The sequence below is a fragment of the Streptomyces sp. NPDC056296 genome, assembly GCF_042268605.1.
GTDB lineage: Bacteria > Actinomycetota > Actinomycetes > Streptomycetales > Streptomycetaceae > Streptomyces.
The window spans coordinates 113,358-138,676 of sequence record NZ_JBHJRX010000003.1 but is presented as its reverse complement, the minus strand read 5'-3'; the positions used below and the strand labels follow the sequence as shown (position 1 = coordinate 138,676).

The window sequence follows — 25,319 nt, the reverse complement described above, 5'->3', positions numbered from 1 at the left end:
ACCGCACGCGCTACCCGCACCCCCACCGCACCCGCGCAGGCCGCCGCAGGCACCCCGCAACCGCCCGCACAGCCGCGAATCAGGCGACGAGCGCCCGACCGGGGTCCAGACGGTCGACGAGCTGGACGCGGTGCAGCGCGGCGACGGGCGCGGCGAGGTCGGGATGGCGCAGGAGCGTCGCCGCCCGCCGGTCCTGCTCGTCGGGCGCGAGCAGGCGGCGGAACTCGACCGGCGTACCGGACGACGTACCCGCCACGGGACCGCCGTCGGCCAGCGCAGCCACGGCCAGGGCGGCCAGTTCCGGGTCGGTCAGCAGACAGGCCGCCCAGCTCGCGACGACCTCGTCCACCCAGGTCCGCCAGGCGTCCCCGTCCGGTTCGGCGGCCGCCGTACCGTCCGCGCCGGTGATCCAGTCGAGCCGGGCGGAGCCTCCGGGCCCCGCCACGCCCAGCAACGCGACGTCCATCGGGGTGGGATAGCGCAGCCGGGCCGCGACCGTCACCGCCTGCCGCGCCTGCACCTCACACAGGGCTCCGGCCAGCGCGCCGCCGGACGCCGGGTAGGCGCGGGTGAGCCACTGGGCGGTCGCCGCGATGACGGGGAAGAGATCTGCGTGCACTGCCGGGCCGTCCGAACTGCTCGTCGTGGGACAGGGAGTCTGGTCGTCGTGGAGGACACGGGGTCCGCGAAAACCGTAGCCCGAGGCCCACGGCGCGGAACATGGCCCGGCTCTCGTCGGCGGCGTGGCCTCGGACACATCCCGGTCAGGCCGAAGGGCCCGGCCGCGGGCGGGGGGACACGGCATGAACCCCGTTCTTACCCGGGGGTGCGACCCTGGGCGGCCTCCGTCGATCACCGGTGCCCGCCCGGCTCACCGGTGTGGAGGAGAACTCCTGAGTACCGCCGTCCTCTCCGAGGCCGTCCCCTACTTCCTGCTGCTGGGCGTCCTGGCCTTCGCCGTGCTGCGCCCCCGGGGACTGCCGGAGGCGGTGGCCGCCGTGCCCGCCGCCGCGCCGGCCGTCGTGCAGGGCACGGTCACCCCGCACCAGGCGTGGGAGCAGACACGTACGCTGCTGCCGGTCGTCGCCTTCCTCGCCCTGGTGACCAGGCGTCCGGTCACTCGGCCGCCACGACGATGCAGCGCCGCAGCTCCTCGACCGCCTCCGGGTCGCCCTCGATCGTCACCCCGGTGTCCCCGTCGGCGCTCTCCCGGTTCCACAGCCGGCGCAGCACGGCCTCCGGGGTGCCGCTGAACGTCACGTCGGCGGTGCCGTCGCCGGCGCCGTCCGTCACGGCGAACTCCCCCGGGCCGGTCCGTACCCGCCACGCCGCGTCACCGGCCCGCACCAGGAACGTGTGCCCCGGCGTGTCGGCCAGGATGTCGGTGAAGTACTCGCCCCACTCGGTGACGGAGTACGCCGCGAAGACCCTGAGCAGTTCGTCGATCCCGTCCACGGCGAGATCGGCCGGGACGGGCGCGACAGGCCGTCCGGTGGCGAGTTCGGCGTCGATGCGGTGGATGACGGTCTCCTGGGCCATCCGCCGGATCCAGAAGCCGACGCTCTGGTCGGGGCCGTACCAGGTGGCGGCCGGGTCCTCGGGAGCGCGGGTGGCGAACTCGGCGCGCAGTGCGGTGTACCCACGGTCGAGCAGCGCCGTCGGCTCCTCCTCGGCGAACTCCTTCGGCGGCCACGGCTCGGGCTCGACACCCTCGCGCATGGCGACGGTCTTGTGCAGGTAGACCTCGCCGACGTGGCGGGTCAGATCGGCGACGGTCCAGCCGGGGCAGGTGGGTACCGGGGCGTCGGCGTCGGTCTCGACGACGGCCCGCAGCCGGTCGTAGTCGGCCGCGAGGCAGTCGAGGAAGCGTGAGTACTCCATGCCGCAGAGCCAAGCACACGCTCAGGAACGGGGCTACGTGTTTTGTCGGCCGGGCGGGAGCGGTCCCGTGCTCACCAGGCCCCGCTGGTGAGCACGGGCCGGCGGACCGCCTCGGCGGCGTCCCGCAGATGGAGGGCGACGGTGATCAGGGCGCGCAGGGCGGAGGGGCGCAGGCTCTGGGCGCTCTCGGCGGCCAGCACCAGGAGGCAGCCCGCGGCCTGCTCGACGACCGGGACGGAGAACGCGAAGTCGTCGCCGTCGGCCCCGCGGAACGCGCGCCAGGGGGTCGCCGCACCGTCGATGGCCTTCTGGACCGCGTGTTCGAGGTGCTGTGCGGCCTGCTCGCACACGGGGGCGGGCAAGGTGATGGTGCGATGGAACGCTGAACTGGTCATAGTCCCACTGCTCCCCCGCGCCCGGGGTGTTCGATCGGCGTACCGGACGTTTTTCACCGGGTCGGCCGCAGCCCGGCCCGGCCCGGCCCGGTCTGGCCCGGTCTGGCCCGGTCTGGTCTGGTCTGGTCTGGTAGCCGTGCGTCCCCCACCTCGCCCTAGGCTGATAGCCGTGCGTCCCCCCACCTCGCCCTCGGCCGCCGCGGCCCGGTTCACCGGACGGCCGGTGACCGGTGAGCGACCGCTGTCCGGTTCGCTCACCGAAGTCACCCTCGACGACGGACACTCGGTGATGGTCAAACGCGGTGACGGGGTGGGAGCGGCGCGGGCCGAGGCGACCGGGCTGCGCTGGCTGGCCGACGCCGGCACGGTGCGAGTCCCGGCAGTGCGCGGCGACGACGAGCGCTGGCTGGTCACCGACCGCGTGGCACAGGGCCGGGCGAGTGCCGCGGCGGCGGTCCGGTTCGGCCGGGACCTGGCCGCGCTGCACGCCGCCGGGGCTCCGGGATTCGGTGCGGCGCCACCCGGTGGGCCGAAGGACGCGTACATCGGCCTCGCCCCGATGCGCAACGTCACCGGAAGCGACTGGCCGAGCTGGTACGCGGAGCACAGGGTGCTTCCGTACCTGCGCCGCGCGATCGACGCCGGCACCCTCCGGCAGGCCGAGGCGGCCGACGTCGAGCGGGTCTGCGAGCGGCTGCCCGAGCTGGCGGGGCCCGCGGAGCCGCCCGCCCGGCTGCACGGCGACCTGTGGAACGGCAACGTGCTGTGGGGAGCCGACGGCCGGGTCCACCTGATCGACCCGGCCGCGCACGGCGGGCACCGGGAGACCGACCTGGCGATGCTGCGCCTCTTCGGCTGCCCGCACCTGGACCGGATCCTGGACGGCTACCAGGAGACCGCGCCCCTCGCCGACGGCTGGACCGGCCGCGTCGGCGTGCACCAGCTCTTCCCGCTGCTGGTGCACGCCGTCCTCTTCGGGCGCGGCTACGCCGAGCAGGCCCTCACAGCGGCCCGGACTGCACTACGACGCCCCGGCTGAGCGTCAGCGGGTCACGACGTGCCGCTCGTTGGGGACGCAGTGGGTCATCGTCAGGCCCGCGACGTCGCGCGGCGGGTTCTTGCCGAGGTTGGCCAGCCGCTCGCGGTCCTCGTCGGTGAGGTCCTGACCGGCCAGCGGCTTCAGATCCGACACGTCCTGCGGGCTGATGCCGATCCCCTCGCCGACCCGCAGGCCGAGGTCGTTCTCGACCAGCAGGAAGTGCCACACCATGCGCTCCTGCACCGGCCGGTCGCACTGGGAGAGCAGGTTGACGAAGTTCGCCACGAGGTCGTCGCGCTCCCACGGCTCCAGCAGCAGATAGCGCTGCCCGGCCTGCATGTAGTCGTTGGCGCGCGGGATGCGCTTGCGGGTGAGCCGCCCCTGGATCTCCGGGCCCTGTTCGTCGTGCGTGGGGTACTCGCCCTCACGCAGGCCGCCGGTGATCGACGGCTCGTAGTTGACGATCGGGTTCTCGCCGCCGCCGTCCTGGTGGTAAGCCATCTGGCCGTCGCGCTGGTTGGTGCGCACGTCGGCGTTCTTGGCCTGGTTGACGGGCAGCTGAAGGTAGTTCGGGCCGACCCGGTGGCGCTGGGTGTCGCTGTAGGAGAAAGTGCGGCCGACCAGCATCTTGTCGTCGGAGAAGTCGAGCCCGTCGACGATGACGCCGGTGCCGAAGGAGATCTGCTCGTTCTCGGCGAAGTAGTTGTCCGGCATCCGGTCGAGCACCATCCGGCCGACCGGCTTCGCCGGGAACTCCTGCTCGGGCCAGGTCTTGGTGTCGTCGAGCGGGTCGAAGTCGAGCTCCGGGTGGTCGTGGTCGTCCATCATCTGGACGACCAGCTCCCACTCGGGGTAGTCGCCGCGGGTCACCGCGTCGTAGAGGTCCTTGGTGGCGTGGCCGAGGTCGTGGGCCTGGACGTTGGCGGCGTCCTCCTCGGTCATGCTGCGGACGCCCTGCTTGGGCATCCAGTGGAACTTGACGAGCTTCGTCTCGCCGGCCGCGTTGACCCACTTGTAGGTGTTGACGCCGAAGCCCTGCTGGTGGCGGTAGTCCGCCGGGATGCCGCGCGGGCTGAACAGGTTGACCAGCATGTGCATGCACTCCGGCGTCTGCGACATGAAGTCGAAGATGCGCCGCGGCTGCTGTTCGAAGGTCACCGGGTCCGGCTTGAGGGCGTGGATGACGTCCGGGAACTTGATCGCGTCACGGATGAAGAAGACGGCCAGGTTGTTGCCGACGAGGTCCCAGTTGCCGTCCTCGGTGTAGAACTTCACCGCGAAGCCGCGGGGATCGCGGGCCGTCTCGGCCGAGTCGCGTCCGCCGATGACGGTGGAGAAGCGGACGGCCAGGTCGGTGCGCTTGCCCCGCTCCTGGAACAGCTTGGCCCGGGTGTAGCGCTCGATCGGCTCGTCGCCCCAGGCGCCGTACGCCTCGAAGTAGCCGTACGCGGTCACCCCGCGGGCGTGCACGACGCGCTCGGGGATGCGCTCGCGGTCGAAGTGGCTGATCTTCTCCAGGAACTGGTAGTTCTCCAGCGTGGCGGGGCCGCGGGCGCCGACGGTGCGCTGGTTCTGGTTGTCGTAGACGGGGTGCCCCTGCCGATTGGTGAGCACCTTGCGGTCGTCGCCCGGGGCGGGTCCCTGGCTCGATACGTCCGTCATGTTCGTGGGCTCCTTCGACTCGTGGCCGGCCTCGGACGCGGCCCTGAGCTGCGAGGCGGCCGTCGGCCGCGCACATGGGTGGCCCGGGTACCCCGCGGTGCGTCATCCGACACATACCGATTTGCGCTTATTTCACGTATCTCACGCCGCGGACCCGGACGCCCAGAACACAGGGCCGTCCGGGTCCTCTCGGGCGGGCGGACCGCGTTCAGCCGCCGTTCAGCCGTGCGCGCAGCAGCCCCTTGCCCAGTTCGGCGCCCTTGCGGCTGTCCGACTGCGCCTTGCGGAACAGCTCCGCGACCTCGGTGTCCTTGTTGCGCTCCGCGTCCTGGATGTACGTCTCCAGGCGCAGCGCGTTGTTCAGGCACGACTCGACGTACCAGATCAGGTTGTAGTCCTTGTCCTGCGTGCCGGTCACGCCGCCGGTCTCCGTGCCGCTGGTCATGCGGGCCTCCTCCTCGAGGTGTTCGATCCGAAGCAGGGGCCGGGTACCCGGGGCGCCCTGGGGCACACGGCGCCCGCGGGGCCGGACTCGATCCGACCATCATGTCCCAGTGGGTCACATGTCCCACTGGGACATTTTCGGATGTACGCTCGGAGGCATGACGGCGACGAAGCCCTCCACCACCCCCGAGGACCGGCGGCAGCGCAAGGCGCGGCGGACCCGCGACGCGCTGGCCACCGCCGCCTGCGACCTGATCCTGGAGCGCGGGTCCGCGGCGACCACGGTGGAGGCCATCGCCGAGCGCGCGGACGTCACGCGCCGCACGTTCAGCCGGCACTTCGCCGGCAAGGAGGACGCCGCCCTCGACTTCGTCCGCCGGGACGGCGACCGCATCAACGCGCTGCTGCGGTCCCGCCCCGCCGACGAGCCGCCCCTGCTCGCCTATCGCAGGGCCGTGCGGGACTGGCTGACCGACCGGGACGACCCTGCCTGGCACCCGCGTCCCCGGATGCGTCGGCTGCTGGCCCTCGCCGACAGCGAGCCCGACCTGTTCGCCGCCTATCAGCGCATCCGGGTCGACGCCCAGGAGGAGTCGATCCGCATCGTCGCCGACCGGCTCGGCACCGACGACGCCCGGGACGTGCGCCCGGCCGCCCTCGTGGACGCCGCCGCCGGAGTCCTGATCGCCGCCCTGCGTCTGTGGGCCCGCGGCGGCGACCGGGACGCGGGAGCCGCAGACCTCGCCGCCCTCGCGGAGCGGGCCTACGACGCCCTGACCTCGGAGGCCGCGGCCGCGACCCCCGACAGCACCATCGAAGAGTGAGAGCACCATGAGCACCACCACGGGGAACACGGCCACCACCCCCGCCACCGACCACGCCGCCGAGTTCGCCGGCCGCACCGCCCTCGTCACCGGCGCAGCCTCCGGCATCGGCCTGGCCACCGCCCGCCGCCTCGGCGCCGGCGGCGCCAACGTCGTCGTCGCCGACTACAACGCCGAGGGCGCCGCGAAGGCCGCCGTCGAGCTGGTCGCTGAGGGTGTCAAGGCCGCCGCGGTCGAGCTGGACGTGACCCGTCCGGAGTCCGTCGAGGCCGCGGTGAGGTTCGCCGTCGACACCTTCGGCGGCCTGGACCTCGCCGTGAACAACGCGGGAATCGGCGGCCCGAGCGCCCCGACCGGCGAGTACGACATCGAGGCCTACGACCGGGTCGTCCGCACCGACCTCGACGGCGTCTTCTACTCGATGCGCCACGAGCTGCCCGCCATCGAGGCCACCGGCAAGGGCGGCGCCATCGTCAACGTCGCCTCCATCCTCGGCTCGGTCGGCTTCGCCGGCTCCCCCGCCTACGTCGCCGCCAAGCACGGCGTGGTCGGGCTGACCAAGGCGGCCGCCGCCGAGTACGCGGCCAAGGGCATCCGGGTCAACGCGGTCGGCCCCGGCTTCATCGACACCCCGCTGCTGAAGACCATGGACGAGGCCGCCTACAACGGCCTGGTCGCCCTGCACCCGGCCGGCCGTCTCGGGCGCTCCGAGGAGGTCGCCGAGCTGATCGCCTTCCTGCTGTCGGACCGGGCGTCCTTCGTCGCCGGCAGCTACCACCTGGTCGACGGCGCCTACACCGCCGTCTGAGACCGGCCGTCCAAGAGGGGGACCGACCAGGGGGGAAGAACGAAGGAGTTCAGCCATGAAGGCACTGCAGTACCGCACCGTCGGGGCGCCGCCCGAGGTGGTCACGGTCCCCGACCCGGAGCCCGGCCCCGGCCAGGTGCTGTTGAAGGTCACCGCCGCCGGCGTCTGCCACTCCGACATCGCGGTGATGAGCTGGCCCGCCGAGGGCTTCCCCTACGAGCTGCCCCTCACCCTCGGCCACGAGGGCGTCGGCACGGTGGCGGCGCTGGGCGCCGGGGTGAGCGGCCTCGCCGAGGGCGACGCGGTCGCCGTGTACGGCCCCTGGGGTTGCGGCACCTGCGCCAAGTGCGCCGAGGGCAAGGAGAACTACTGCCTGCGCGCCGACGAGCTGGGCATCCACCCGCCGGGGCTCGGGCGTCCGGGCTCGATGGCCGAGTACCTGCTCGTCGACGACCTCCGGCACCTGGTCCCGCTGAACGGGCTCGACCCCGTCACGGCGGTGCCGCTGACGGACGCGGGGCTGACGCCGTACCACGCCATCAAGCGGTCGCTGCCCAAGCTGGTCCCCGGGTCGACCGCGGTCGTCATCGGTACCGGCGGCCTCGGGCACGTCGCCATCCAGCTGCTGCGCGCCCTGACGTCCGCCCGGGTCGTCGCCCTCGACGTCAGCGAGGACAAGCTGCGCCTCGCCCGTGCGGTGGGCGCGCACGAGGCGGTGCTCTCGGACGCGAAGGCCGCGGACGCGGTGCGCGAACTCACCGGCGGCCTCGGCGCCCAGGCGGTGTTCGACTTCGTCGGAGTGGCGCCGACCGTGCGGACCGCGGGCGCCGTCGCGGCCGTCGAGGGCGATGTCACGCTGGTCGGCATCGGCGGCGGGTCGCTCCCCGTCGGGTTCGGCCTGCTGCCCTTCGAGGTGTCGGTCAACGCCCCCTACTGGGGAACCCGCGGCGAGCTCATCGAGGTGCTGAACCTGGCCCGCTCGGGCGCCGTGTCGGTGCACACCGAGACGTACTCCCTGGACGACGCCCCGCTCGCCTACGAGCGGCTCCATGAGGGGAAGGTCAACGGCCGTGCGGTGATCCTGCCCCACGGCTGACCGCCCACCCTTCCCCTCGGCCGGGCCGGGGCGACGAATGCGCCAACTCGGCTGCGCGGCTGAGCCGGTCCCCCGCCCGGGTGCGAAAGGGCGGAGGGGGCGCGACCGGTCCCCCGTTCCGGTCGTGCCCCCTCGGTCCGTCGAACCTACGTGGACGGCTCGGCCGTTGTGAATCGTGTCGATGCCCGCTGCGGGGCCGCGGGGACTCACCCGTGCACAGGTGAGTCCGGTTGGTCCGGGTTCGTCCCACGCAGGGGCGGCTGGTCGAGGTCGCCCGCCGCCAGATGGGCGAGCACGACCTCGTACAGGTCGCTGCCCGCGGCGAGCAACTGGCGTTCCAGGACGGGCTCGGCGCTGCGGACGTGCTCGCGCACAGTCTGGGCGTGCACGCCGAGCGTCCGCGCGGCCCGCTCGGCGTTGCCGCCGACGGCGATCCAGGTGCGCAGCGTGCGCCGCAGGTCCCGCGGGTCCGGTTCCAGGCGGCCGAGCAGGCCGCCGGCCCAGGTGCGCAGCGCGGGCCCGGCCAGCAGGTCGGTGAGCCGGGCGGGGCCGGGCCGTTCGGTGCCGCCGGGGTGCTGGGCGAGGCCGACCTGGGCGTTCAGGGCGAGGTGGACGGTGGCGCGCACGGTCAGGTCGGCGAAGTCCGTCCGCAGCAGTGACTCGACCCGGTCCATGCGGGCGCGGACCGTGTTGCGGCTGACGCCGAGGACCTTCGCCGTGTTGACGGCGGTGAACTCCAGGCCGAGCCGGGTGGTGGCGAGGAGTTCGGCGCGGGTGTGGTGCGGCAGGACGTCGAGCGGGCGCAGCAGGTGGAGCGTCCAGCCGTGCAGCGCCGCCGGGTCCATCAGACGCTCGGGGTGGGTCCGCTCGGCGTACACGGCAGCCTTGTCCGGACGGAACCGGGCGACGGCCAGGGCGCTCACGGCCTGGCCGTACGCGGTGGCGGTGCGGGCGAGGCTCTGCCGGGCGCTGCCGCCGAGGAAGACGCCGGGAAGGCGGCCGACGAGCGAGCGCAGCTCCTGACCGGCCGCCTCGCGGGGCGTGAGGACGATCACGTGGCCGTCCATGGCCGGGCACCGTACGACGAGCGCCCGTTCGCCCGTCGCCGACAGGCACTCCTCGGCGAGCCGGTCGCGTTCCTCGGGGCTGCTCTCCACGACGTAGACGCACGCCTCGTCGGTGTCGAGGAGGCCCGGCCAGAGTCCGGCGGCCACGCGGCGGGCGGAGACGGTGTCCTCCACCATCAGCAGCTGCAGGATGGCCAGGCGCAGGTCGGAGGTCGCCCGACGCAGCCGGTGTCCGGCCGCGGTCGACTCGTGACCGGCCAGCAGCAGCTCCACGACCTGGGCCGTGTGTGTGACGATGTCGGAGACCCGCCGGTCGAAGGGGGTCTCGCGCGCCACCGCGAGGACGGCGGCGGGCGCCGGGTGGACCCGTTCCACGCGGACGAGCCGCAGATGACGGCCCCGGTCTTCCAGGGCGGCGGAGGCGATCCGGCCGGAGGTGATGTCGGCGACCAGGTCCTCGTCCAGCGGGGTGCGGGTACCGGCCAGCAGGCGGCCGGCACCGTCCTGCAGGGACACGGCCGCGTGCGCGGCCCGGGCGAGCCAGGTCACGACCCTGCGTACGTCGCGTCCGGCCGGCCGCAGGTGATCGAGCAGTTCCGCCGCCCAGTCCGCGTGTTCACCGGCCCCGGCTTCCCACTGCCGTGTCCCGTCCTCTCGGCCCGCCACGTCGGCCTTCTCCTCGTCCTCGCCTTGTCTCTCGGCCCAGGTCGGGGACGTTACCGCATGGCTGAGCGCGCACGGCACCTCCGGCGACGCGACGATCCGGGAAACGGACGGCGGCCGAGCCGCCGACCGGGCCTGGCGGTCCGGCGCGCTCCATCGGGCATAAGCTCGGTGAATGGCGAAGTACTTCGACGTGCACCCCGACAACCCCCAGCCGCGCAGCATCGCCCAGGTCGCCGACAGCGTCCGCTCCGATGCGCTGATCGCGTATCCGACGGACTCCTGCTACGCGCTGGGCTGCCGACTGGGCAGCCGCGACGGCATCGACCGCATCCGGTCGATCCGGCAACTGGACAGCAGGCACCACTTCACCCTGGTGTGCCAGGACTTCGCGCAGCTCGGTCAGTTCGTACAGATCGACAACGACGTGTTCCGGGCGATCAAGGCGTCGACGCCCGGCAGCTACACCTTCATCCTGCCGGCGACGAGGGAGGTGCCTCGCATGCTCCAGCATCCGAAGAAGAAGACCGTGGGCGTGCGCATCCCGGACCACGTCGTCACCCAGGCCCTGCTCACCGAACTCGGTGAACCGCTGCTGTCCAGCACCCTGCTGCTGCCCGGCGAGGAGGAGCCGATGACCCAGGGCTGGGAGATCAAGGACCGGCTCGACCATGTGGTCGACGCGGTGATCGACTCCGGGGACTGCGGCACCGAGCCGACCACGGTCGTCGACTTCTCCGGCGGTGAGGCGGAGATCGTGCGGCGGGGCGCGGGCGACACGGCCAGGTTCGAGTAGCGGGTCGCCCGCCGCCGGGGGACCGCCGCCGCTCCCCCGGTCCGACGTGCCAGGATGGCCATGATCCGCCGGTGACGCCGGCGGATCGGGCACCGAGGCACGACAGAAGGGCAGTTCCGCCATGACCGCCGTACAGGGAACAGCCGTCGACGTCCCCACCGACGAGGGCACCGCCGACGCCTACCTCACGCATCCCGCCGACGGGGACCCGCGTCCCACGGTCCTGCTCTACATGGACGCCTTCGGACTGCGCCCGCAGCTGCGGAACATGGCCGACCGGCTGGCCGGTGCCGGGTACACGGTCCTGGTCCCCAACGTCTTCTACCGGCACGGGCAGGCGCCGGTCGTGGAACTGCCCGAGTTCATCGACCCGGGGGCTCGGCCGGACATCTTCCAGCGCCTCGGCCCGATCATGCGGTCGCTGACGCCCGACCGGGCGATGCGGGACGCCGGGGCCTATCTGCGGTGGCTCGCGCGGTGCCCGGCGGCGGCCGACGGCCCGGTCGCGCTGACCGGCTACTGCATGGGCGCCGGGCTCGCCCTGCGCACGGCCGGCACGTATCCGGACCGGGTCGCCGCGGCGGCCGGTTTCCACGGCGGGAACCTGGCGACCGAGGGGCCGCAGAGCCCGCACCTGGTGGCCGGCGGCATCACCGCCGAGCTGTACTTCGGCCACGCCGACCACGACGGGTCCATGCCGCCCCAGCAGCAGGAGCGCCTGGCGGCCGCCCTGACCGCGGCCGGCGTCCAACACCGCTGCGAGGTGTACGGCGGCGCCCCCCACGGCTACACGCAGGCCGACACCGCGGCGTACGACCCGGAGGCGACCGAGCGGCACTGGGAGGCGCTGCTGGACCTCCTGAAGCGGACGTTGTGATCCAGAGGGCTCCGAAACGGAGGTGCCGGGGCGGGAGTTGACGGGACTCCCCCTCGCCGGGTCCCCGTCCCGCCCGTTGTTACCGTGCCCGGGTGTCTGACTCCTCACGTGATACCGCCGAAGGCGCCGGCTGGGGCTCCGCCGAGCGCGGCGCCTACCGAGAACTCATGCCGCAGCGCACCGAGAAGCTGTCCTGGCTGAGCCCGAGAACGCTGTGGGCCGCCCGCAACGGCGTGCTGGCCTCCTGGTTCGGGGACCCCACGGGCCGGACCCGCGGCCGCTGGGTGGCGCGGCGGACGGCCGCCGGGGCGCCTGCCGACAAGGTGATCCGGCGTGATGACCCGGACCGGTTCTCCTTCCTCGTCATCGGCGACACCGGGGAGGGCGACGACCCGCAGTACGCCGTCGTCCCCGGCCTCCTGAAGGCGGGTCGGGACACGCGGTTCGCGGTCCTCGCCAGCGACGTGATCTACCCGGTGGGCAGCGCGGACGACTACGGCACGAAGTTCTACCGCCCCTACCGCGACTACCCGGCACCCATATACGCGATACCGGGCAACCACGACTGGTACGAGGACCTCGGCGGCTTCATGCGCGTCTTCTGCGACGACGCCCCGCCCCTGCCGCCGGAACCCGCGCCGCGCCCGCTCACCCCCGCCTGGCTGCGGTCCCTGCTGTGGCACCGGCCGCGCCCGGACGACGGCCGGCACCTGGACGAGGCGCGCAAGATGCGGTCCGCACCCGCGCAGCAGGCCGAGCAGCCCGGACCGTACTGGGCGATCGACGCCGGACCGGTGCGGATCATCGGCATCGACACGGGACTGCTGGGCACGGTCGACGCCGAACAGGGCGCGTGGCTGCGCGAGGTGTCCCGAGGCCCGCGGCCGAAGATCCTCGTCACCGGCTCGCCCCTGTACGTGGACGGCGAGCACCACCCGTGCCCCATAGCGGGCGGCGGCACGGTCGACGACATCGTGCGCGACCCCGGCCACCACTACGTCGCGGCGATAGGCGGCGACATCCACAACTACCAGCGCTATCCGGTCGACGTGGACGGCCGCACCGTCCAGTACGTCGTCGCGGGCGGCGGCGGGGCGTTCATGCACGCCACCCACACCATCCCCCGGGTCTCGGTGGCCGACGTCGACGAGCAGGACTTCCGCTGCTATCCGCTGCGCGGCGACTCCCTCGCCTTCTACAGCCGGCTGTACGGCCGCCGGCTGCGGCTGCGCCGCTTCTTCACCCTCACGGAGGCCGAGGCGACGGCCGTGATCACCGAACGCCTCGGCATCCGCCCGGCCCGCGCCCCGGGTACGACCGCGCCGGTCACCCGGCGCACCAGGCTGGTCGCCGGGCTGCTGGGCACCGGCCGGCGGCCCGATCGCGGGAAGCGGTTCCGGCTGCCCGTGCGCAAGATCTACACGCAGCTGTTCTCGCCGAGCTCGGCGACGTACGACCCGCCCTTCTTCAAGTGCTTCCTGCGTCTGGACGTCGCTCCGGACGCGGTCCGGCTGCGCTGCTACGCCGCCACCGGCAACCGGGCGCAGGAGCTGGACCCGCCGGTCGAGGACGAGGTGACGATCCCGCTCGTCTGACGGCTCACCAGCGTCCCGGTTCGCTGCCGACGACCGCCTCCGAGGGGGTGCCGTCGACTCCGGCCGGTACGTCGCCGGCGAGCATCACGCGGTGCATGGTCCGGGGGTGGTCGAGGTGGGCGTTGTCGCTGGGGGCGAGGTGGATGGTGGCCCGGTTGTCCCAGAAGGCGACGCTGCCCGGCTCCCAGCGGAAGCGGACGGTGTACTCGGGCCGGGTCGCCTGCTCCAGCAGCAGCTCCAGGACCGCCGCGCTCTCGGGGCGGGAGAGCCCGGCGATCTGCTCGACGTAGTAGCCGTTGACGAACAGCACCCGCTCCCCCGTCTGAGGGTGGACGCGGACCAGCGGGTGCACGGTCGCGGTCTGGTGGTCGAGCAGGTGACGGACGTAGGCGTCGTCGCCCGGCCGGGGCTGGTAGCCGACGCCGAGGCGGTGTTCGGCGCGCAGTGTGTCGACGAAGGCGCGCATCGGGGCGGACAGTCCGGCGTAGGCGGCGGCGAGGTTCGACCAGGTGGTGTCGCCGCCGTACGGCGGGACCGTCTCGGCGCGCAGGATCGTGGCGGCCGGCGGGTCGACGCGGGCGCCGTGGTCGCAGTGCCAGCCGCGCAGCAGCGTGTGGCGCCGGCGCCGTAGCCACTCGTCGTGCGCCATCCCGAACCGCCCGCCCAGTTCCAGCCGGTCGGCGGTCGTCTCGACCTCCGGGAAGCCGGCCGGTGACGCCTTGCCGCGCCGGGGCAGGACGACCGGCTCGCCGAAGAGGCGCGCGAACGTGACGTGTCCGGCGTGGTCGAGGCGCTGGTCGCGGAAGAACACCACCTTCCAGCGCAGCACCGCCGCCCGGACCGCCGCGACCTGCGCCGCGTCGAGGCCGCCGGCCAGGTCGACGCCGGCGATCTCGGCGCCGATGTGCCCGGCGACCGGTTTCACCTCGATCCCGGCCGCCTCGGCCGCCGCGGCCTCGGTCGCCGTACGTTCCGCCGCTGCCCTGTCCGTCGTCATGCGCGCTCCGTTGGTCGGTCGGTCGTTGGTCGGTCAGTCGTTGGTCGGTCGGCCGTCGGCCGTTCGGTCGTGCGTGTCGGCTCCCTCGGAGATCGTGGCAGAACCCCTCCCGCGCCCGTCCGGTTGATCACCACTCGCTCCGTGCGCGACGCTGGACGGGCGGCACACCGCCGTACCCGGTCGAGGGAAGGCTCACGGTGATCAGCATCCCGACGCACACGCTCAACGACGGCACCCGGCTCCCCGCCCTGGGGCTGGGCACCTGGCCGATGAAGGACGACGAGGCGGAGCGGGCGGTCCGCGAGGCCCTGGAGACGGGCTACCGCCTGATCGACACGGCGACGAACTACCGCAACGAGACCGGCGTCGGCCGCGGCGTGGCCGCCGGCGGGATCCCCCGCGAGGAGATCGTGGTGACGACCAAGCTGCCCGGCCGGCACCACGGCTACGAGGAGACCCTCGCCTCGTTCGAGGAGTCCCGTGCCCGGCTCGGCCTGGAGTACGTCGACCTGTACCTGATCCACTGGCCGCTGCCCCGCGTGGACAAGTACGTCGACTCCTGGAAGGCCATGGTCAAGCTGCGCGACGACGGCCTCGTGCGCTCGGTGGGCGTCTCCAACTTCACGGCCGGGCACATCGAACGGCTGGAGAAGGAGACCGGTGTCCTGCCGTCCGTCAACCAGATCGAGCTGCACCCGCTCTTCCCGCAGGACGACCTGCGCGCCTTCCACGAGCGCAAGGGCATCCGCACCGAGAGCTGGAGCCCGCTGGGACGGGGCAGCGACCTACTGGACGATCCGGCCCTGGTCGCGGTCGCCGACGCGCACGGCGTGACGCCCGCCCAGGCGGTGCTGCGCTGGCACACCCAGCTCGGCGCGGTGCCCATCCCGAAGTCCTCCGACCCCGCGCGGCAGCGGGCGAACCTCGACGTCTTCGGCTTCGAACTGGACGCCGGCCAGATGCACACGGTCACGGACCGCGCGCACCGGCGGATCGGCGGCGACCCGGAGGTGCACGAGGAGTTCTGACCGGGGTACCCGGTCCCGGTCGGCGCACATCTTCCGGGAAGGAGCCGCAGGTGGGTGAGGGGAACGGGCTGCGGGACTACCGCGGCAGGCGTGACTTCGGCCGGACCGGTGAGCCCGCGGGGCGCGGGGCGTCCTCGAAGGGATCCGGGAACCCGGCGCCCCGCTTCGTCGTGCAGATCCACGACGCGAGCACCCTGCACTTCGACTTCCGGCTCCAGGTGGCCGACGTGCTGAAGTCCTGGTCGGTACCGAAGGGGCCGTCGGCGGATCCGCGCGACAAGCGGCTCGCCGTGCCGACGGAGGACCATCCGCTGGAGTACGAGGAGTTCGAGGGCGTGATCCCCGCGGGCGAGTACGGGGGCGGCACGGTCATCGTCTGGGACCACGGCACCTACGAGCCGCTGAGCCACGACCGCCGGGGCCGGCCGGTGGACTTTCGCGGAGTCGCTCGCGCGCGGCCACACCAGGTTCCGGCTGCACGGTGCGAAGCTGCGCGGCGAGTACGCGCTGACCCGGTTCCGCAGCGGGAAGGCGGGCGACGACGAGGAGGCGTGGCTCCTCGTGAAGACGGCCGGCGGGTCCCGCGGGCACGGCACCCCGGACCCCCGTCGTGCCCGGTCCGCACGGACCGGCCGCACGCTCGCGCGGGTCGCCGCGGAGGACCGCGAGGGGTAGGGACGAGACGCCGCCGGGCGGGATGCGGCTCCGGCGGGTCGGTCAGTCCGCGGGCAGCGGCTGTTCGGCCCAGATGGTCTTGCCGGTGCCCGTCTGCCGGCTGCCCCAGCGCTGGGTGAGCTGGGCGACCAGCAGCAGGCCCCGCCCGCCCTCGTCGTAGGCGTGGGCCCGGCGCAGGTGCGGTGAGGTGGAGCTGCCGTCGGAGACCTCGCAGATGAGGGCGCTGTCGCGGATGAGGCGGAGCTGGATGGGCGGCTCGCCGTACCGGATCGCGTTGGTGACGAGTTCACTGACGACCAGTTCGGTGACGAACGCGGCCTCGTCCAGTCCCCACTCCGTCAGCTGCTCGGTGACGGACCGCCGGGTGGCGGCCACGTGCGAGGGGTCCGGGTGGACGTCCCAGGTGCGGATCTGGTCCGTGCCCAGCGCGCGGGTACGGGCCAGCAGCAGCGCCACGTCGTCACTGGGCTCCTCCGGCATGACGGCCTTGAGCACGGTGTCGCACAGGGCGTCGAGCGAGTTGGCGGGGGCGGTCAGCGCCCGGCACAGTTCCGCGATGGCGTGGTCGACGTCGCGGTCGCGGTCCTCGACGAGGCCGTCGGTGTACAGGGCGACGACGGAGCCCTCGGGCAGTTCCAGCACGGCCGCCTCGAACGGCAGCCCGCCGACACCGAGCGGCGGCCCCGCGGTCATGCGGACGAGCCGCGCGGTGCCGTCGGGCAGGACGACGGCCGGCGCGGGGTGGCCGGCCGCGGCCAGGGACAGGCAGCGGGAGACGGGGTCGTAGACGGCGTAGAGGCAGGTGGCGCCCAGTTCCGCGACCTCGTCGCCCGAGTCGCCGGCCACGAGGTGGGTGACGAGGTCGTCGAGGTGGGTGAGGAGTTCGTCGGGGGGCAGGTCGACGTCGGCGAGGGTGCGGACGGCGGTGCACAGGCGGCCCATGGTCGCCGTGGACGGGATGCCGTGGCCGACGACGTCGCCGACGACGAGCGCGACGCGGCTGCCGGCCAGCGGGATGACGTCGAACCAGTCACCGCCGATGCCGGCCGCCGACACGGAGGGCAGATAGCGGTGGGCCACCTCGACCGCCGCCTGTCCGGGCAAGCCCTTGGGCAGCAGGCTGTGCTGGAGGGTCAGGGCGGTGGAACGTTCGCGGGTGAAGCGGCGGGCGTTGTCGATGCAGACCGCGGCCCTGCTGGCGAGTTCCTCGGCGAACACGGCGTCCTCGCTGCCGTACTCGTCCGGCAGCTCCATGCGCACGGCCACGGCGACGCCCAGAGTGATGCCGCGGGCCCTCAGGGGCACCGCCATCATCGAGTGGGCGCCCGTACGGTAGGAGCGTCCCTCCGGAGCGCGCGCGTTGCGCTCGGCCACCCAGTGCATGAACGACGGCTCGCCCGCCTGGCTGACGAGGACCCGGCCTTCCCGCATCGCCCGTGCGGGCGGCGAGAGGGCGGGGTGGACGTCCACGCGCCCCAGGTGCACGGCCGCCTCCGGGGTGCCCTCGGTGATGGAGCCGTGCGCGACCCGGCGCAGCGCGACCTCCTCGCTGAACACCGCAGGCGACTCCTCCGCGCCCAGGACCCATTCGAGCAGGTCGACACTGGCGAAGTCGGCGAACCGCGGCACCACCACCTCGACCAGCTCCTCGGCGGTGCGCACCAGGTCCAGCGTCGTGCCGATGGCGGCCGCCGCCTTGTTCAGCAGGGCCAGCCGCTCCCGCGCCCAGTACTGCTCGGTGCTGTCGAAGGCCGCCAGGGCGGTCCCCAGCAGCTCGCCGGACGCGTCCCGCACGGGCCACATCTCGGTGGTCCAGGCGTGGTCGCGGTTGAGGGCCGGTGCGCCCGTGAAGCTCTCGTAGCGCACCGGTCTGCCCGTCTCGGCGACCTGGCGCAGGTGGTGCAGGAAGCCCCGGCTGTGCTCGGCGTCCTCGACGGAGTCCGAGAAGTAGCGGCCGGTCAACTCCTCTTCCGGCACGCCCATCACCTGACACGCCACCTCGTTGATCCGCAGGTAGTGCTGGCGGGTGTCGAAGACGGACATCGACATGGCCGCCTGTTCGAAGGCCAGTTCCGTCAGCGAGGTCCGCCCGCCACCGGGCGGTTCGACGGTGACGGCGTACCCGGCGGGCATGCCGTCGGCGCCCGTCAGGGCGCAGGCCCGCAGGCTGAGCGCGACGAGGGTGCCGTTCCGGTGCCGCATCCGTACGGTGCCGGACAGGGTGGCCAGGACGTCCGCCGGCACGTCCTCGGCCAGCAGCTCCCGGCCTGCCCGCCCCACGGCCTCCTCGGCCGGGTAACCGGTCAGCCGCCGGGCGCCCTCGCTCCACCCCGTCACCGTGCCGTGGGTGTCCAGGGTCGCCACAGCGGAGGGATGCTCCATAGCGTCCAGGATTGACCCTTTACAGCACGGTTTCAACCGCGACGGAGCGGGAGCGGGCCGCTACCCCTGGTGTGCGCGCAGTGCGGCCAGGGCGCGGTCGGCGTGCGTGTTCATCCTCAGCTCGCTGCGGACGACCTCGAGCAGGGTGCGGTCCTGCCCGATGACGAAGGTGACCCGCTTGGTGGGGGCCAGGCTGAACCCTCGTTTCACCCCGAACAGCTCGCGGACCGCGCCGTCGGCGTCGGACAGCAGCGGCATGCCGAGGGTGTGGCGCCCGGTGAACTCCTGCTGCCGTTCGACGGGGTCCCCGCTGACGCCGACGGGGCGGGCGCCGACCGCGGCGAACTCGGCGGCGAGGTCGCGGAAGTGGCAGGCCTCCGCGGTGCAGCCGGGGGTCAGGGCGGCGGGGTAGAAGAACAGCACGACCGGGCCGTCGGAGAGCAGCCCGGACAGGCGGCGCGGGGTGCCGGTCTCGTCCGGGAGCGTGAAGTCGTCGACCGTGTCACCCACGGCCGGGGCCCGGCTCACGACCGGCCCTCGCTGCCCTTGGCGACGCCGCGGGCCCACAGCACGAGCGGCACCTGCACGGGGAGCCGGCCGTAGGCGGCGGCCCTCTGCGGTGCGGGGCGGTGCCGCCAGTCCACGGCCATCTTGACGTTGGCCGGGAAGACTCCGACGAAGAAGGCGGCCGTGGTCAGCGCGGCGGCCTTGCGGGTGCGCGGCAGTGCGATGCCCGTGGCGAGCGCCAGTTCGGCGACGCCACTGGCGTACGTCCAGGCCCGGGGCGTCCCGGGCAGGCCGCGCGGCACGATCGCGTCGAAGGTGCGGGGGCGGGCGAAGTGGGCGACGCCCGCGGTGGCCAGCAGGCCGGCGAGCAGCAGGGGTGAGCGTTCGGACCGGGACACGGTTCCTCCTCTGGGGGCCTGCCGCGCGATATTACTCGACGGTAAGGAGCGGGAGGCGGCGGGCTCCCGTACGGCGGTTGTGAGTGCCCGGGGTGTAACCGAACGAGCGGCGGAAGACCTCGATGAACGCGCTGGCGGAGGACCAGCCGCAGCGGTGCGCGACGGTGGTGACGGGCACGTCGTCGGCGAGCATGCGCAGGGCGTGGTAGAGGCGGGACTGGGTGCGCCACTGGGGGAAGGTCATGCCGAACTCGCGGCGGAAGAGACGGCTGAGCGTGCGTTCCCCGGTCCCGGTGGCGGCACCGAGCGCGGCGAGGGTGCGCGGGTCGGCGGGATCGGCGTGGACGAGCGCGCAGACCGCCGCCAGCCGGGGGTCGGTGGGGGTGGGCAGACGCAGCGGCTGCTGCGGTGAGGCGCGCAGTTGGTCGCGCAGGACGGCGAGGAGGCGCCGGCGTTCCGGGCCCGTGTCACGGGGTTCGCGGGTGTAGGCGACGATCAGCTCGCGCAGCAGCGGGCCGACGGCGAGTACGACGGGGGTGTCCAGGCCGAGCGGGTTCTCACGGGCGGGCAGGCCGACCAGGTGCAGGTCGAGGCGGCCGTGGGCGCGGTGGGCGTGGACGGTGCCGGCCGGGATCCAGATGGCCCGGGTACCGGGCGCGAACCAGGTACCGGCGTCGGTGGTGACGGCCACGACACCGGAGCCCGCGTAGACGATCTGGTGATCGTCGTGCCGGTGCGCGTCGATGCGCTGCCCGGCGGTGAGCTGCTGGGCGCGGGTGGGGGCCGTCGGGGTGTGACGGGCGTGGGCACCGGTGCCGGTCGCCGCCGCCGGAGCCTCCCTACCGACCGCCGGAGCCTCCCTACCGGCCGCCGGAGCCTCCCTGCCGACTGTCAGGACGCCCCTGCCGGCCGCTGGAGCCTCCCTACCGACCGCCGGAGCCTCCCTGCCGACTGTCAGGACGCCCCTGCCGGCTGTCGGGGCCTCCCTGCCGGCCGCCGGAGCCTCCCTACCGGCTGTCGGGGCATCGCGGGTGGCTGTCGGAGCCTCCCTGCCGGCCGCCGGGGCATCGCGGGTGGCCGAGGGGGCCCTGCGGGTGCTCGTCGAGGTGTGGCGGGTGTTCGGCACAAGTCGGCAGTTTATCGGAAGCGGGCCAGGTGAGGTGGGCACGACGATCGACGGGTGACCACGAAACGCGACCGGCCCATCGTCCTGCTGTCCCTCGGGCACGCCTGCGTCGACGTCTACCAGGGCGCGGTGGCCGCCCTGGTCCCGTACTTCGTCGCCGAGCGCGCCTACACCTACGCCGCCGCCTCGGGCGTCGTCCTGGCCGCCTCGCTGCTGTCTTCGCTGGTGCAGCCGCTGTTCGGCGCGCTCACCGACCGGTGGGCGCTGCCGTGGCTGCTGCCGCTGAGCACGCTGACCGCCGGAGCGGGGATCGCCCTCGGCGGCGTCACCGACTCCTACGCGTTCACGCTGGCAGCGGTCGCCGTGGGAGGCGTCGGGGTCGCCGCCTATCACCCGGAGGCGGCCCGCGCCGCGCGTGCCGCCGCGCGGGGCAGCCACACGGCGATGGGCTGGTTCTCCCTGGGCGGCAACGTCGGCTTCGCACTGGCGCCGCCGCTGGTCTGGGCCGTCCTCGCCACCGGCGGGCTCGGTGCCTCTCCGCTGCTGGCCGTACCGGCGGTGGTGGGAGCCGCACTGTGCGGGGCGGCGGTGCGTTCGGCCGGGGCGGCCCGCGCGTCGGGAGACCGTACGGCGGTGGCGGCGGGGACGGACGACTGGACCTCCTTCCTCCGTCTCACCGGTGCCGTCGTCTGCCGTTCCGTCGTCTTCGTCGGCCTGAGCACGTTCGTGTCGCTGTACGTCCGGGAGCGGACCGGCGGCGGGAGTACGGCTGGGACGGCCGCCCTGTTCGTGCTCTACCTGGGCGGCGCGGTGGGCACCGTGGCCGGGGGCAGGCTCGCCGACCGGTTCGGGAGACTGAAGGTGGTGCGGCGGTCGTACGTTCTGACGGTCCTCGCGGTGGCCGGCGTCGTCCTCGTGCCCGGTCCGGCGGTGTACCTGTTCGTCGCCCTGACCTCGGCGGGGCTGTACGTGCCGTTCTCGCTGCACATCACGCTGGGCCAGGACTACCTGCCCCGCCGGGTGGGTACGGCGAGCGGGGTCACGCTGGGGCTGACGGTGAGTGTCGGCGGCCTCGCGGCCCCGGCGGTCGGCGTGCTCGCCGACGCGACGTCCCTGCGGACCGCGCTGGTGCCGCTGGTGGTTCTGCCCGCGGTGGGCCGGCTCCTCCTGTGCCGCCTGCGTGAACCCTCCCCGTCTTCGCCGGAGCCCGCCGTCGAGGCGCCGGCGGCGGGCGACGCCGGCGGGCGGTGAGGGGCCGTCAGACGGTCTCCGTCGGTGCCGTCGGCCGAACCTCGGGCTCCTCCTCCGCCGCGTAGCCGAGGAAGTCGTCGACCATCCGGTGGAAGAGGGTGGCGAGCTGCCGCAGCTCCTCGGGGGACCAGTCGGCCAGGGCCATCTGCATGCCGCGGGCTCCGGCCTCGCGCAGGCGCGCGACGGCCCGACGGCCGGCCTCGGTGAGCTCGATGCGCTGGGCGCGGCGGTCGTCGGGGTCGGGGACGCGGCTGACGTACCCCGTCCGCTGCAACTGCCGCACCGTGCGCGTGACGTGCGAGGCCTCCACGCCCAGCCGGGCGGCCAGCTCCCCCGGGCGCAGCGGCCCGGAGTCGGCCACCTGACGCAGCAGCGCCACTGCGGCCCGGTCGAGCGGCACGTCCGCGAGGGCCATCAGCCGGTCGTGCTGCCGCTGCCGGGTGCTCAGATAGGTGACCCGGGTGAGCGCTCGCTCGATCTCGGTCACGTCCGGGGACGCGGGGCCGTCGGGGAGCGGCGATGGGGACATACGACCAGTCCACCCTCTCGTTGCGTTACGCAAGTAAGCGCACCCTCCGGGCCTCTTCCGCCGCACCCGCACGTCCTCCTGGCTTCTTCACGCCGCGCGCGGACGCCCGCGAGCCTCACCGCTCCCCGCGCAGCGGCCACACCGGGCCGGCGCCGCCGGTCACTTCGGTCACCACCCCGCCGGCAGCGGGGCCGAGCCGGTCGGGCGCCGCGCGACGGCCGTCGCCGTCAGCCCCGGTGTCCGCGCTCAGCCGTACGGGACGGCCGCGCTCGGGCGCCGACCGGGGCTGGACCGGCGGCACCCTCGGCCTGTTCGCGGCGGCCGCGGTGATCCTGCTGGTGTGGGGCTGGCGGGAACTGCGTACCCCGCAGCCACTGGTGGACCTGCGCACCACCGCCCGCCGTCAGGTGCTGTTCACCTGATTCTTGGGAGGAGGCCCCGGCGCTCACGCCGGGGAGGAATCGCATCCGGATGGTGCGACGCGGGAGCGTCGCCGCGTCCGGTTCCGGGCGCGGAGCGCCCGTACCGCTACCGCTGTCAACATGACCTCGAGGTAGTGCGAACGTGTGTGCCTGTTGTCGCTGGTCGGGGTGGTGGTCGCGGGAGCTGCCGGGTGAGCCGTCCTCGGTGCGCGTGTACCAGGACAGCCTCGGGCACTGGCACTGCTCGTTCGTCGTCCCCGCCCAGCTCCAGCCCCTGCCGAAGACCGGCCGGGTCCTCGGTGTCGACTGGGGGGTGCGGGAGACGGCGACGACCACGTCCGACGTCCACGACCTGCCCCACTCCGGGCATGGCGGCCGGCTACGGGCTGAACATCGTGCTGATGTCCGAGCTGTGGCATCTGGTGCTGGTCTCCTGTGTCATCAGCGCGGGCATCGGCTTCGCCTACGGCGCCGTGCCGGCCCTGATCACGGGTGCGGTGCCGGCCGGCGAGACGGCCGCCGCGAACAGCCTGAACACCCTCATGCGGTCCATCGGTACGTCGGTCGCCAGCGCCATCGCCGGCGTGATCCTGGCCCAGATGACCGTCAGCCTCGGCGGCTTCGCGCTGCCGTCCGAGAACGCGTTCAAGGTCGTCATGGCGATCGGTGCGGGCGCCGCCCTGCTCGCCTTCGTGATCGCGTCCTTCATCCCGCGGCACCGCCCCACCACCGGTCCGGCGCACACCGCACCGGCCCCCGGCATCGAGGCGGAGGCCAGCGCATCCGTCCGCTGACGGCGACGGCGCCGGCCTCGCCCCGAGGCCGGCGCCGTTCAGGCGAACCTGGCGGACAACGCGCGTGACGGCGCACGGGCGGGTCGAGAACTGACCCGTGGAGCTGCCGCTGATCCCTCCCATGCTCGCCACCCCCGGTGCCCTGCCGTCCGCCGCGCAGGACGCGCGCTGGGCCTACGAGACCAAGCAGGACGGCCAGCGCGTGGTGGTCTACCTGCCCGGTGACGGCAGTGTGCGGCTGCGCGCCCGCTCCGGCCACGACATCACGGCCGCCTACCCCGAACTGGCACCGCTCGGCACCGCGCTCGGCTCCACCGCCGCCGTACTGGACGGGGAGGTGCTCGCCCTGGACGAACAGGGCCGCGCCGACTTCCAGTTGCTGCAGTCCCGCATGGGCCTGGCGCACGCCCCGGGCCGGGCGGCACACCGGGCGGTGAAGGTCCCCGTCCATCTGGTGCTGTTCGACGCCCTGCACCTGGCGGGCCGGCCCCTCCTGCGCCTCCCCTACACCCACCGCCGCGAGCAGCTGACGGACCTCGGTCTCGGCGGGCCGTCCTGGTCGACCCCGACCGCGCTGGTCGGCCACGGGGAGCAGGCGCTGCGGGCCACCCGCGAGCACGGCCTGGAGGGCCTGGTCTGCAAGCGGCTGGACTCGGTGTACGAGCCGGGGGTCCGCTCCCGGGCCTGGATCAAGATCCGCAACATGCGCAGCGAGGACGTCGTGGTCGGCGGCTGGCTGCCCGGCAAGGGACGGCTCACCGGTCTGCCGGGCGCCCTCCTGGTCGGCCAGCGCGCCGCTGGCCGGCTGCGCTACGTCGGCGGGGTGGGCACCGGCTGGAGCGCGGCCGAGCGCACCGAGCTGGCGGCACTGCTGGGGGCCGCCGCGAGCGACGTGTGCCCCTTCGACCCCGTACCGCCGGTGCCGGGGGCCCGCTGGGTCGTCCCCCGGCTGGTCGGCGAGGTCCGCTACAGCACCCGCACCCGCGAGGGCATGCTGCGCCAGCCGTCCTGGCTCAGGCTCCGCCCGGACCTCGCGCCCGAGGAGTCGGCCGCCGACATTCCGGACGACATGGTGTGACGGTGTGACCCGTGTGACGCCAAGGTCAAGTATTGGGCTGCCCTTCACCGCGGGGACGCACGTGACCCCTTGGCCCGGAAGTGAAAAGACGGGACCCTGAACTCCCTTTCCCCCCACAGCCGTTGGGCTGCGCCCGGAATCAGAGGAGGACGCGGTGTCTTCGCGTACCGCTGGAACCCGCCGCAAGAGATGGCTCGCCGCACCGCTCGGTGCCCTGGCCCTCGTCGTCGCCTTCCCCGCCACCGCCTTCGCCGCTCCGCCCCCGGGGCTGCCCGGCAACGCCGACAGCCTGGAGCGGGCGTACCAGCCCGCGTACGACTACGACACCGACGGCTGCTATCCCACACCGGCCATCGGCTCCGACGGAGCGGTCAACGGCGGACTGAAGCCGACCGGCGCCCTGAACGGCAACTGCCGGGACGCCTCCGACCTGGACAACACCAACGGCTACTCGCGCGCCAAGTGCGACAACGGCTGGTGCGCCTACATGTACGGCCTCTACTTCGAGAAGGACCAGGCGCTGCCCGGCAGCAGTCTCGGCGGTCACCGGCACGACTGGGAGCACGTCGTGGTGTGGGTGCGGGACGGCACCGTGGAGTACGTCTCGACCTCGAACCACGGCTCGTTCAGCGTGCACGCGAGGTCGGCGGTCCGCTTCGACGGCACCCACCCGAAGATCGTCTACCACAAGGACGGCATCAGCACCCACTGCTTCCGCCTGGCGACCTCGGGCGACGAGCCGCCGGAGAACCACGAGGGCGGCTGGCAGTACCCGACGCTGGTCGGCTGGAACGGCTATCCGGCCGGCCTGCGCGAGAAGCTGAGCTCCTACGACTTCGGCAGCGCCAACTTCGGCCTGAAGGACGGCAGCTTCGCCTCCCACCTGGCGGCCGCCAAGCCCTCCGGCATCTCCTTCGACCCGAACGCCTGAGGCGACCGCGGTCCGCCGGAGCCGGTCGGGAGCTGCTCGGGGCCGGTCGGGCGA

The 25,319-nt window shown here is 73.6% G+C and carries 24 protein-coding genes and 4 pseudogenes; 16 read left to right on the top strand and 12 right to left on the bottom strand.

Annotated features, from left to right (window positions below; all coding sequences use genetic code 11):
* Positions 1 to 79: 79 nt before the first annotated feature.
* A complete protein-coding gene (locus ACFCZF_RS03650) occupies positions 80 to 619 on the bottom strand; it encodes a hypothetical protein (protein WP_376670226.1) in 540 nt (179 codons plus the stop codon).
* 184 nt (positions 620 to 803) lie between these two features.
* Here ACFCZF_RS03650 and ACFCZF_RS03645 point away from each other — a divergent pair.
* Positions 804 to 1,103 (top strand): annotated as a pseudogene (locus ACFCZF_RS03645) (hypothetical protein); the annotation flags it as partial.
* 13 nt (positions 1,104 to 1,116) lie between these two features.
* On the opposite strand, the gene ACFCZF_RS03640 reads toward ACFCZF_RS03645, so the two are convergent.
* Together ACFCZF_RS03640 and ACFCZF_RS03635 are read right to left on the bottom strand one after the other, a co-directional pair.
* Entirely contained in the window at positions 1,117 to 1,881 is a 765-nt protein-coding gene (locus ACFCZF_RS03640) for a maleylpyruvate isomerase family mycothiol-dependent enzyme (protein ID WP_376670225.1), read from the bottom strand.
* A 71-nt stretch (positions 1,882 to 1,952) separates the two neighbouring features.
* Positions 1,953 to 2,276 carry a hypothetical protein gene (locus ACFCZF_RS03635; protein WP_210961187.1) on the bottom strand — a complete coding sequence of 108 codons (324 nt, stop codon included), beginning with the start codon at positions 2,274 to 2,276 and terminating at the stop codon, positions 1,953 to 1,955.
* A gap of 169 nt (positions 2,277 to 2,445) precedes the next feature.
* On the opposite strand from ACFCZF_RS03635, the gene ACFCZF_RS03630 reads away from it, so the two are divergent.
* A complete protein-coding gene (locus ACFCZF_RS03630; protein ID WP_376670224.1) occupies positions 2,446 to 3,315 on the top strand; it encodes a fructosamine kinase family protein in 870 nt (289 codons plus the stop codon).
* Positions 3,316 to 3,318: 3 nt separating this feature from the next.
* Here the strand turns inward: ACFCZF_RS03630 and ACFCZF_RS03625 are convergent, their stop codons facing one another.
* Both ACFCZF_RS03625 and ACFCZF_RS03620 read right to left on the bottom strand, forming a co-directional pair.
* Entirely contained in the window at positions 3,319 to 4,977 is a 1,659-nt protein-coding gene (locus ACFCZF_RS03625; protein WP_376670223.1) for a catalase, read from the bottom strand.
* Between the two features lie 208 nt (positions 4,978 to 5,185).
* Positions 5,186 to 5,422, bottom strand: coding sequence for a hypothetical protein (locus ACFCZF_RS03620; RefSeq protein ID WP_310874995.1), 237 nt, complete (start codon positions 5,420 to 5,422; stop codon positions 5,186 to 5,188).
* A 157-nt stretch (positions 5,423 to 5,579) separates the two neighbouring features.
* On the opposite strand from ACFCZF_RS03620, the gene ACFCZF_RS03615 reads away from it, so the two are divergent.
* The 3 genes from ACFCZF_RS03615 to ACFCZF_RS03605 are packed head-to-tail and all read left to right on the top strand — an operon-like array spanning position 5,580 to position 8,149.
* Positions 5,580 to 6,245: a TetR/AcrR family transcriptional regulator gene (locus tag ACFCZF_RS03615; protein WP_376670222.1), complete on the top strand. Its 666-nt coding sequence runs from the start codon at positions 5,580 to 5,582 to the stop codon at positions 6,243 to 6,245.
* A gap of 7 nt (positions 6,246 to 6,252) precedes the next feature.
* Complete coding sequence (locus ACFCZF_RS03610) at positions 6,253 to 7,053, top strand: SDR family NAD(P)-dependent oxidoreductase (RefSeq protein ID WP_376670221.1); 801 nt, start codon at positions 6,253 to 6,255, stop codon at positions 7,051 to 7,053.
* 55 nt (positions 7,054 to 7,108) lie between these two features.
* On the top strand, positions 7,109 to 8,149 hold the full coding sequence (locus tag ACFCZF_RS03605) for an NAD(P)-dependent alcohol dehydrogenase (protein ID WP_376670220.1): 1,041 nt from the start codon (positions 7,109 to 7,111) through the stop codon (positions 8,147 to 8,149).
* Positions 8,150 to 8,355: 206 nt separating this feature from the next.
* Here the strand turns inward: ACFCZF_RS03605 and ACFCZF_RS03600 are convergent, their stop codons facing one another.
* Positions 8,356 to 9,882, bottom strand: coding sequence for a helix-turn-helix domain-containing protein (locus tag ACFCZF_RS03600; RefSeq protein ID WP_376670219.1), 1,527 nt, complete (start codon positions 9,880 to 9,882; stop codon positions 8,356 to 8,358).
* Positions 9,883 to 10,054: 172 nt separating this feature from the next.
* Here ACFCZF_RS03600 and ACFCZF_RS03595 point away from each other — a divergent pair, with 172 nt between their 5' ends.
* From ACFCZF_RS03595 to ACFCZF_RS03585, 3 genes are all read left to right on the top strand, one after another.
* Complete coding sequence (locus ACFCZF_RS03595) at positions 10,055 to 10,675, top strand: L-threonylcarbamoyladenylate synthase (protein WP_375920864.1); 621 nt, start codon at positions 10,055 to 10,057, stop codon at positions 10,673 to 10,675.
* A 121-nt stretch (positions 10,676 to 10,796) separates the two neighbouring features.
* Positions 10,797 to 11,552 (top strand): dienelactone hydrolase family protein, encoded by a 756-nt coding sequence (locus tag ACFCZF_RS03590; RefSeq protein WP_376670218.1) that lies wholly within the window; start codon positions 10,797 to 10,799, stop codon positions 11,550 to 11,552.
* 92 nt (positions 11,553 to 11,644) lie between these two features.
* Positions 11,645 to 13,147, top strand: a complete 1,503-nt coding sequence (locus ACFCZF_RS03585) for a metallophosphoesterase family protein (RefSeq protein WP_376670217.1) — start codon at positions 11,645 to 11,647, stop codon at positions 13,145 to 13,147.
* A 4-nt stretch (positions 13,148 to 13,151) separates the two neighbouring features.
* Here the strand turns inward: ACFCZF_RS03585 and ACFCZF_RS03580 are convergent, their stop codons facing one another.
* Complete coding sequence (locus ACFCZF_RS03580; protein WP_376670216.1) at positions 13,152 to 14,144, bottom strand: TauD/TfdA dioxygenase family protein; 993 nt, start codon at positions 14,142 to 14,144, stop codon at positions 13,152 to 13,154.
* Positions 14,145 to 14,341: 197 nt separating this feature from the next.
* On the opposite strand from ACFCZF_RS03580, the gene ACFCZF_RS03575 reads away from it, so the two are divergent.
* Positions 14,342 to 15,172, top strand: a complete 831-nt coding sequence (locus tag ACFCZF_RS03575) for an aldo/keto reductase (RefSeq protein ID WP_376670215.1) — start codon at positions 14,342 to 14,344, stop codon at positions 15,170 to 15,172.
* A 50-nt stretch (positions 15,173 to 15,222) separates the two neighbouring features.
* A pseudogene (locus ACFCZF_RS03570) lies at positions 15,223 to 15,847 on the top strand (DNA polymerase ligase N-terminal domain-containing protein).
* Positions 15,848 to 15,889: 42 nt separating this feature from the next.
* Here ACFCZF_RS03570 and ACFCZF_RS03565 read toward each other — a convergent pair.
* The 4 genes from ACFCZF_RS03565 to ACFCZF_RS03550 are packed head-to-tail and all read right to left on the bottom strand — an operon-like array spanning position 15,890 to position 20,092.
* Positions 15,890 to 18,229, bottom strand: a complete 2,340-nt coding sequence (locus ACFCZF_RS03565; RefSeq protein WP_376670214.1) for a SpoIIE family protein phosphatase — start codon at positions 18,227 to 18,229, stop codon at positions 15,890 to 15,892.
* Between the two features lie 60 nt (positions 18,230 to 18,289).
* Positions 18,290 to 18,757, bottom strand: coding sequence for a peroxiredoxin (locus tag ACFCZF_RS03560; RefSeq protein WP_376670213.1), 468 nt, complete (start codon positions 18,755 to 18,757; stop codon positions 18,290 to 18,292).
* Positions 18,754 to 19,134: a DoxX family protein gene (locus tag ACFCZF_RS03555; RefSeq protein ID WP_376670212.1), complete on the bottom strand. Its 381-nt coding sequence runs from the start codon at positions 19,132 to 19,134 to the stop codon at positions 18,754 to 18,756. The genes ACFCZF_RS03560 and ACFCZF_RS03555 overlap by 4 nt, the downstream gene beginning before the upstream one ends.
* 31 nt (positions 19,135 to 19,165) lie before the next feature.
* Complete coding sequence (locus ACFCZF_RS03550) at positions 19,166 to 20,092, bottom strand: helix-turn-helix transcriptional regulator (RefSeq protein WP_376670311.1); 927 nt, start codon at positions 20,090 to 20,092, stop codon at positions 19,166 to 19,168.
* A 222-nt stretch (positions 20,093 to 20,314) separates the two neighbouring features.
* Here ACFCZF_RS03550 and ACFCZF_RS03545 point away from each other — a divergent pair, with 222 nt between their 5' ends.
* Positions 20,315 to 21,511, top strand: a complete 1,197-nt coding sequence (locus ACFCZF_RS03545) for an MFS transporter (RefSeq protein ID WP_376670211.1) — start codon at positions 20,315 to 20,317, stop codon at positions 21,509 to 21,511.
* Between the two features lie 7 nt (positions 21,512 to 21,518).
* Here the strand turns inward: ACFCZF_RS03545 and ACFCZF_RS03540 are convergent, their stop codons facing one another.
* Entirely contained in the window at positions 21,519 to 22,040 is a 522-nt protein-coding gene (locus ACFCZF_RS03540) for a MarR family winged helix-turn-helix transcriptional regulator (protein WP_376670210.1), read from the bottom strand.
* 236 nt (positions 22,041 to 22,276) lie between these two features.
* Between ACFCZF_RS03540 and ACFCZF_RS03535 the strand changes: the two genes are divergently transcribed.
* The 5 genes and pseudogenes from ACFCZF_RS03535 (at position 22,277) to ACFCZF_RS03515 (ending at position 25,265) form a co-directional block, all read left to right on the top strand.
* Positions 22,277 to 22,462, top strand: coding sequence for a hypothetical protein (locus tag ACFCZF_RS03535; RefSeq protein WP_376670316.1), 186 nt, complete (start codon positions 22,277 to 22,279; stop codon positions 22,460 to 22,462).
* Between the two features lie 172 nt (positions 22,463 to 22,634).
* Positions 22,635 to 22,836 (top strand): annotated as a pseudogene (locus ACFCZF_RS03530) (RNA-guided endonuclease TnpB family protein); the annotation flags it as partial.
* A pseudogene (locus ACFCZF_RS03525) lies at positions 22,831 to 23,256 on the top strand (MFS transporter); the annotation flags it as partial. The pseudogenes ACFCZF_RS03530 and ACFCZF_RS03525, both read left to right, overlap by 6 nt.
* A 97-nt stretch (positions 23,257 to 23,353) precedes the next feature.
* A complete protein-coding gene (gene ligD / locus ACFCZF_RS03520) occupies positions 23,354 to 24,334 on the top strand; it encodes a non-homologous end-joining DNA ligase (RefSeq protein WP_375920898.1) in 981 nt (326 codons plus the stop codon).
* 154 nt (positions 24,335 to 24,488) lie between these two features.
* Complete coding sequence (locus tag ACFCZF_RS03515; protein ID WP_376670209.1) at positions 24,489 to 25,265, top strand: NPP1 family protein; 777 nt, start codon at positions 24,489 to 24,491, stop codon at positions 25,263 to 25,265.
* The last annotated feature ends 54 nt before the right edge of the window (positions 25,266 to 25,319 follow it).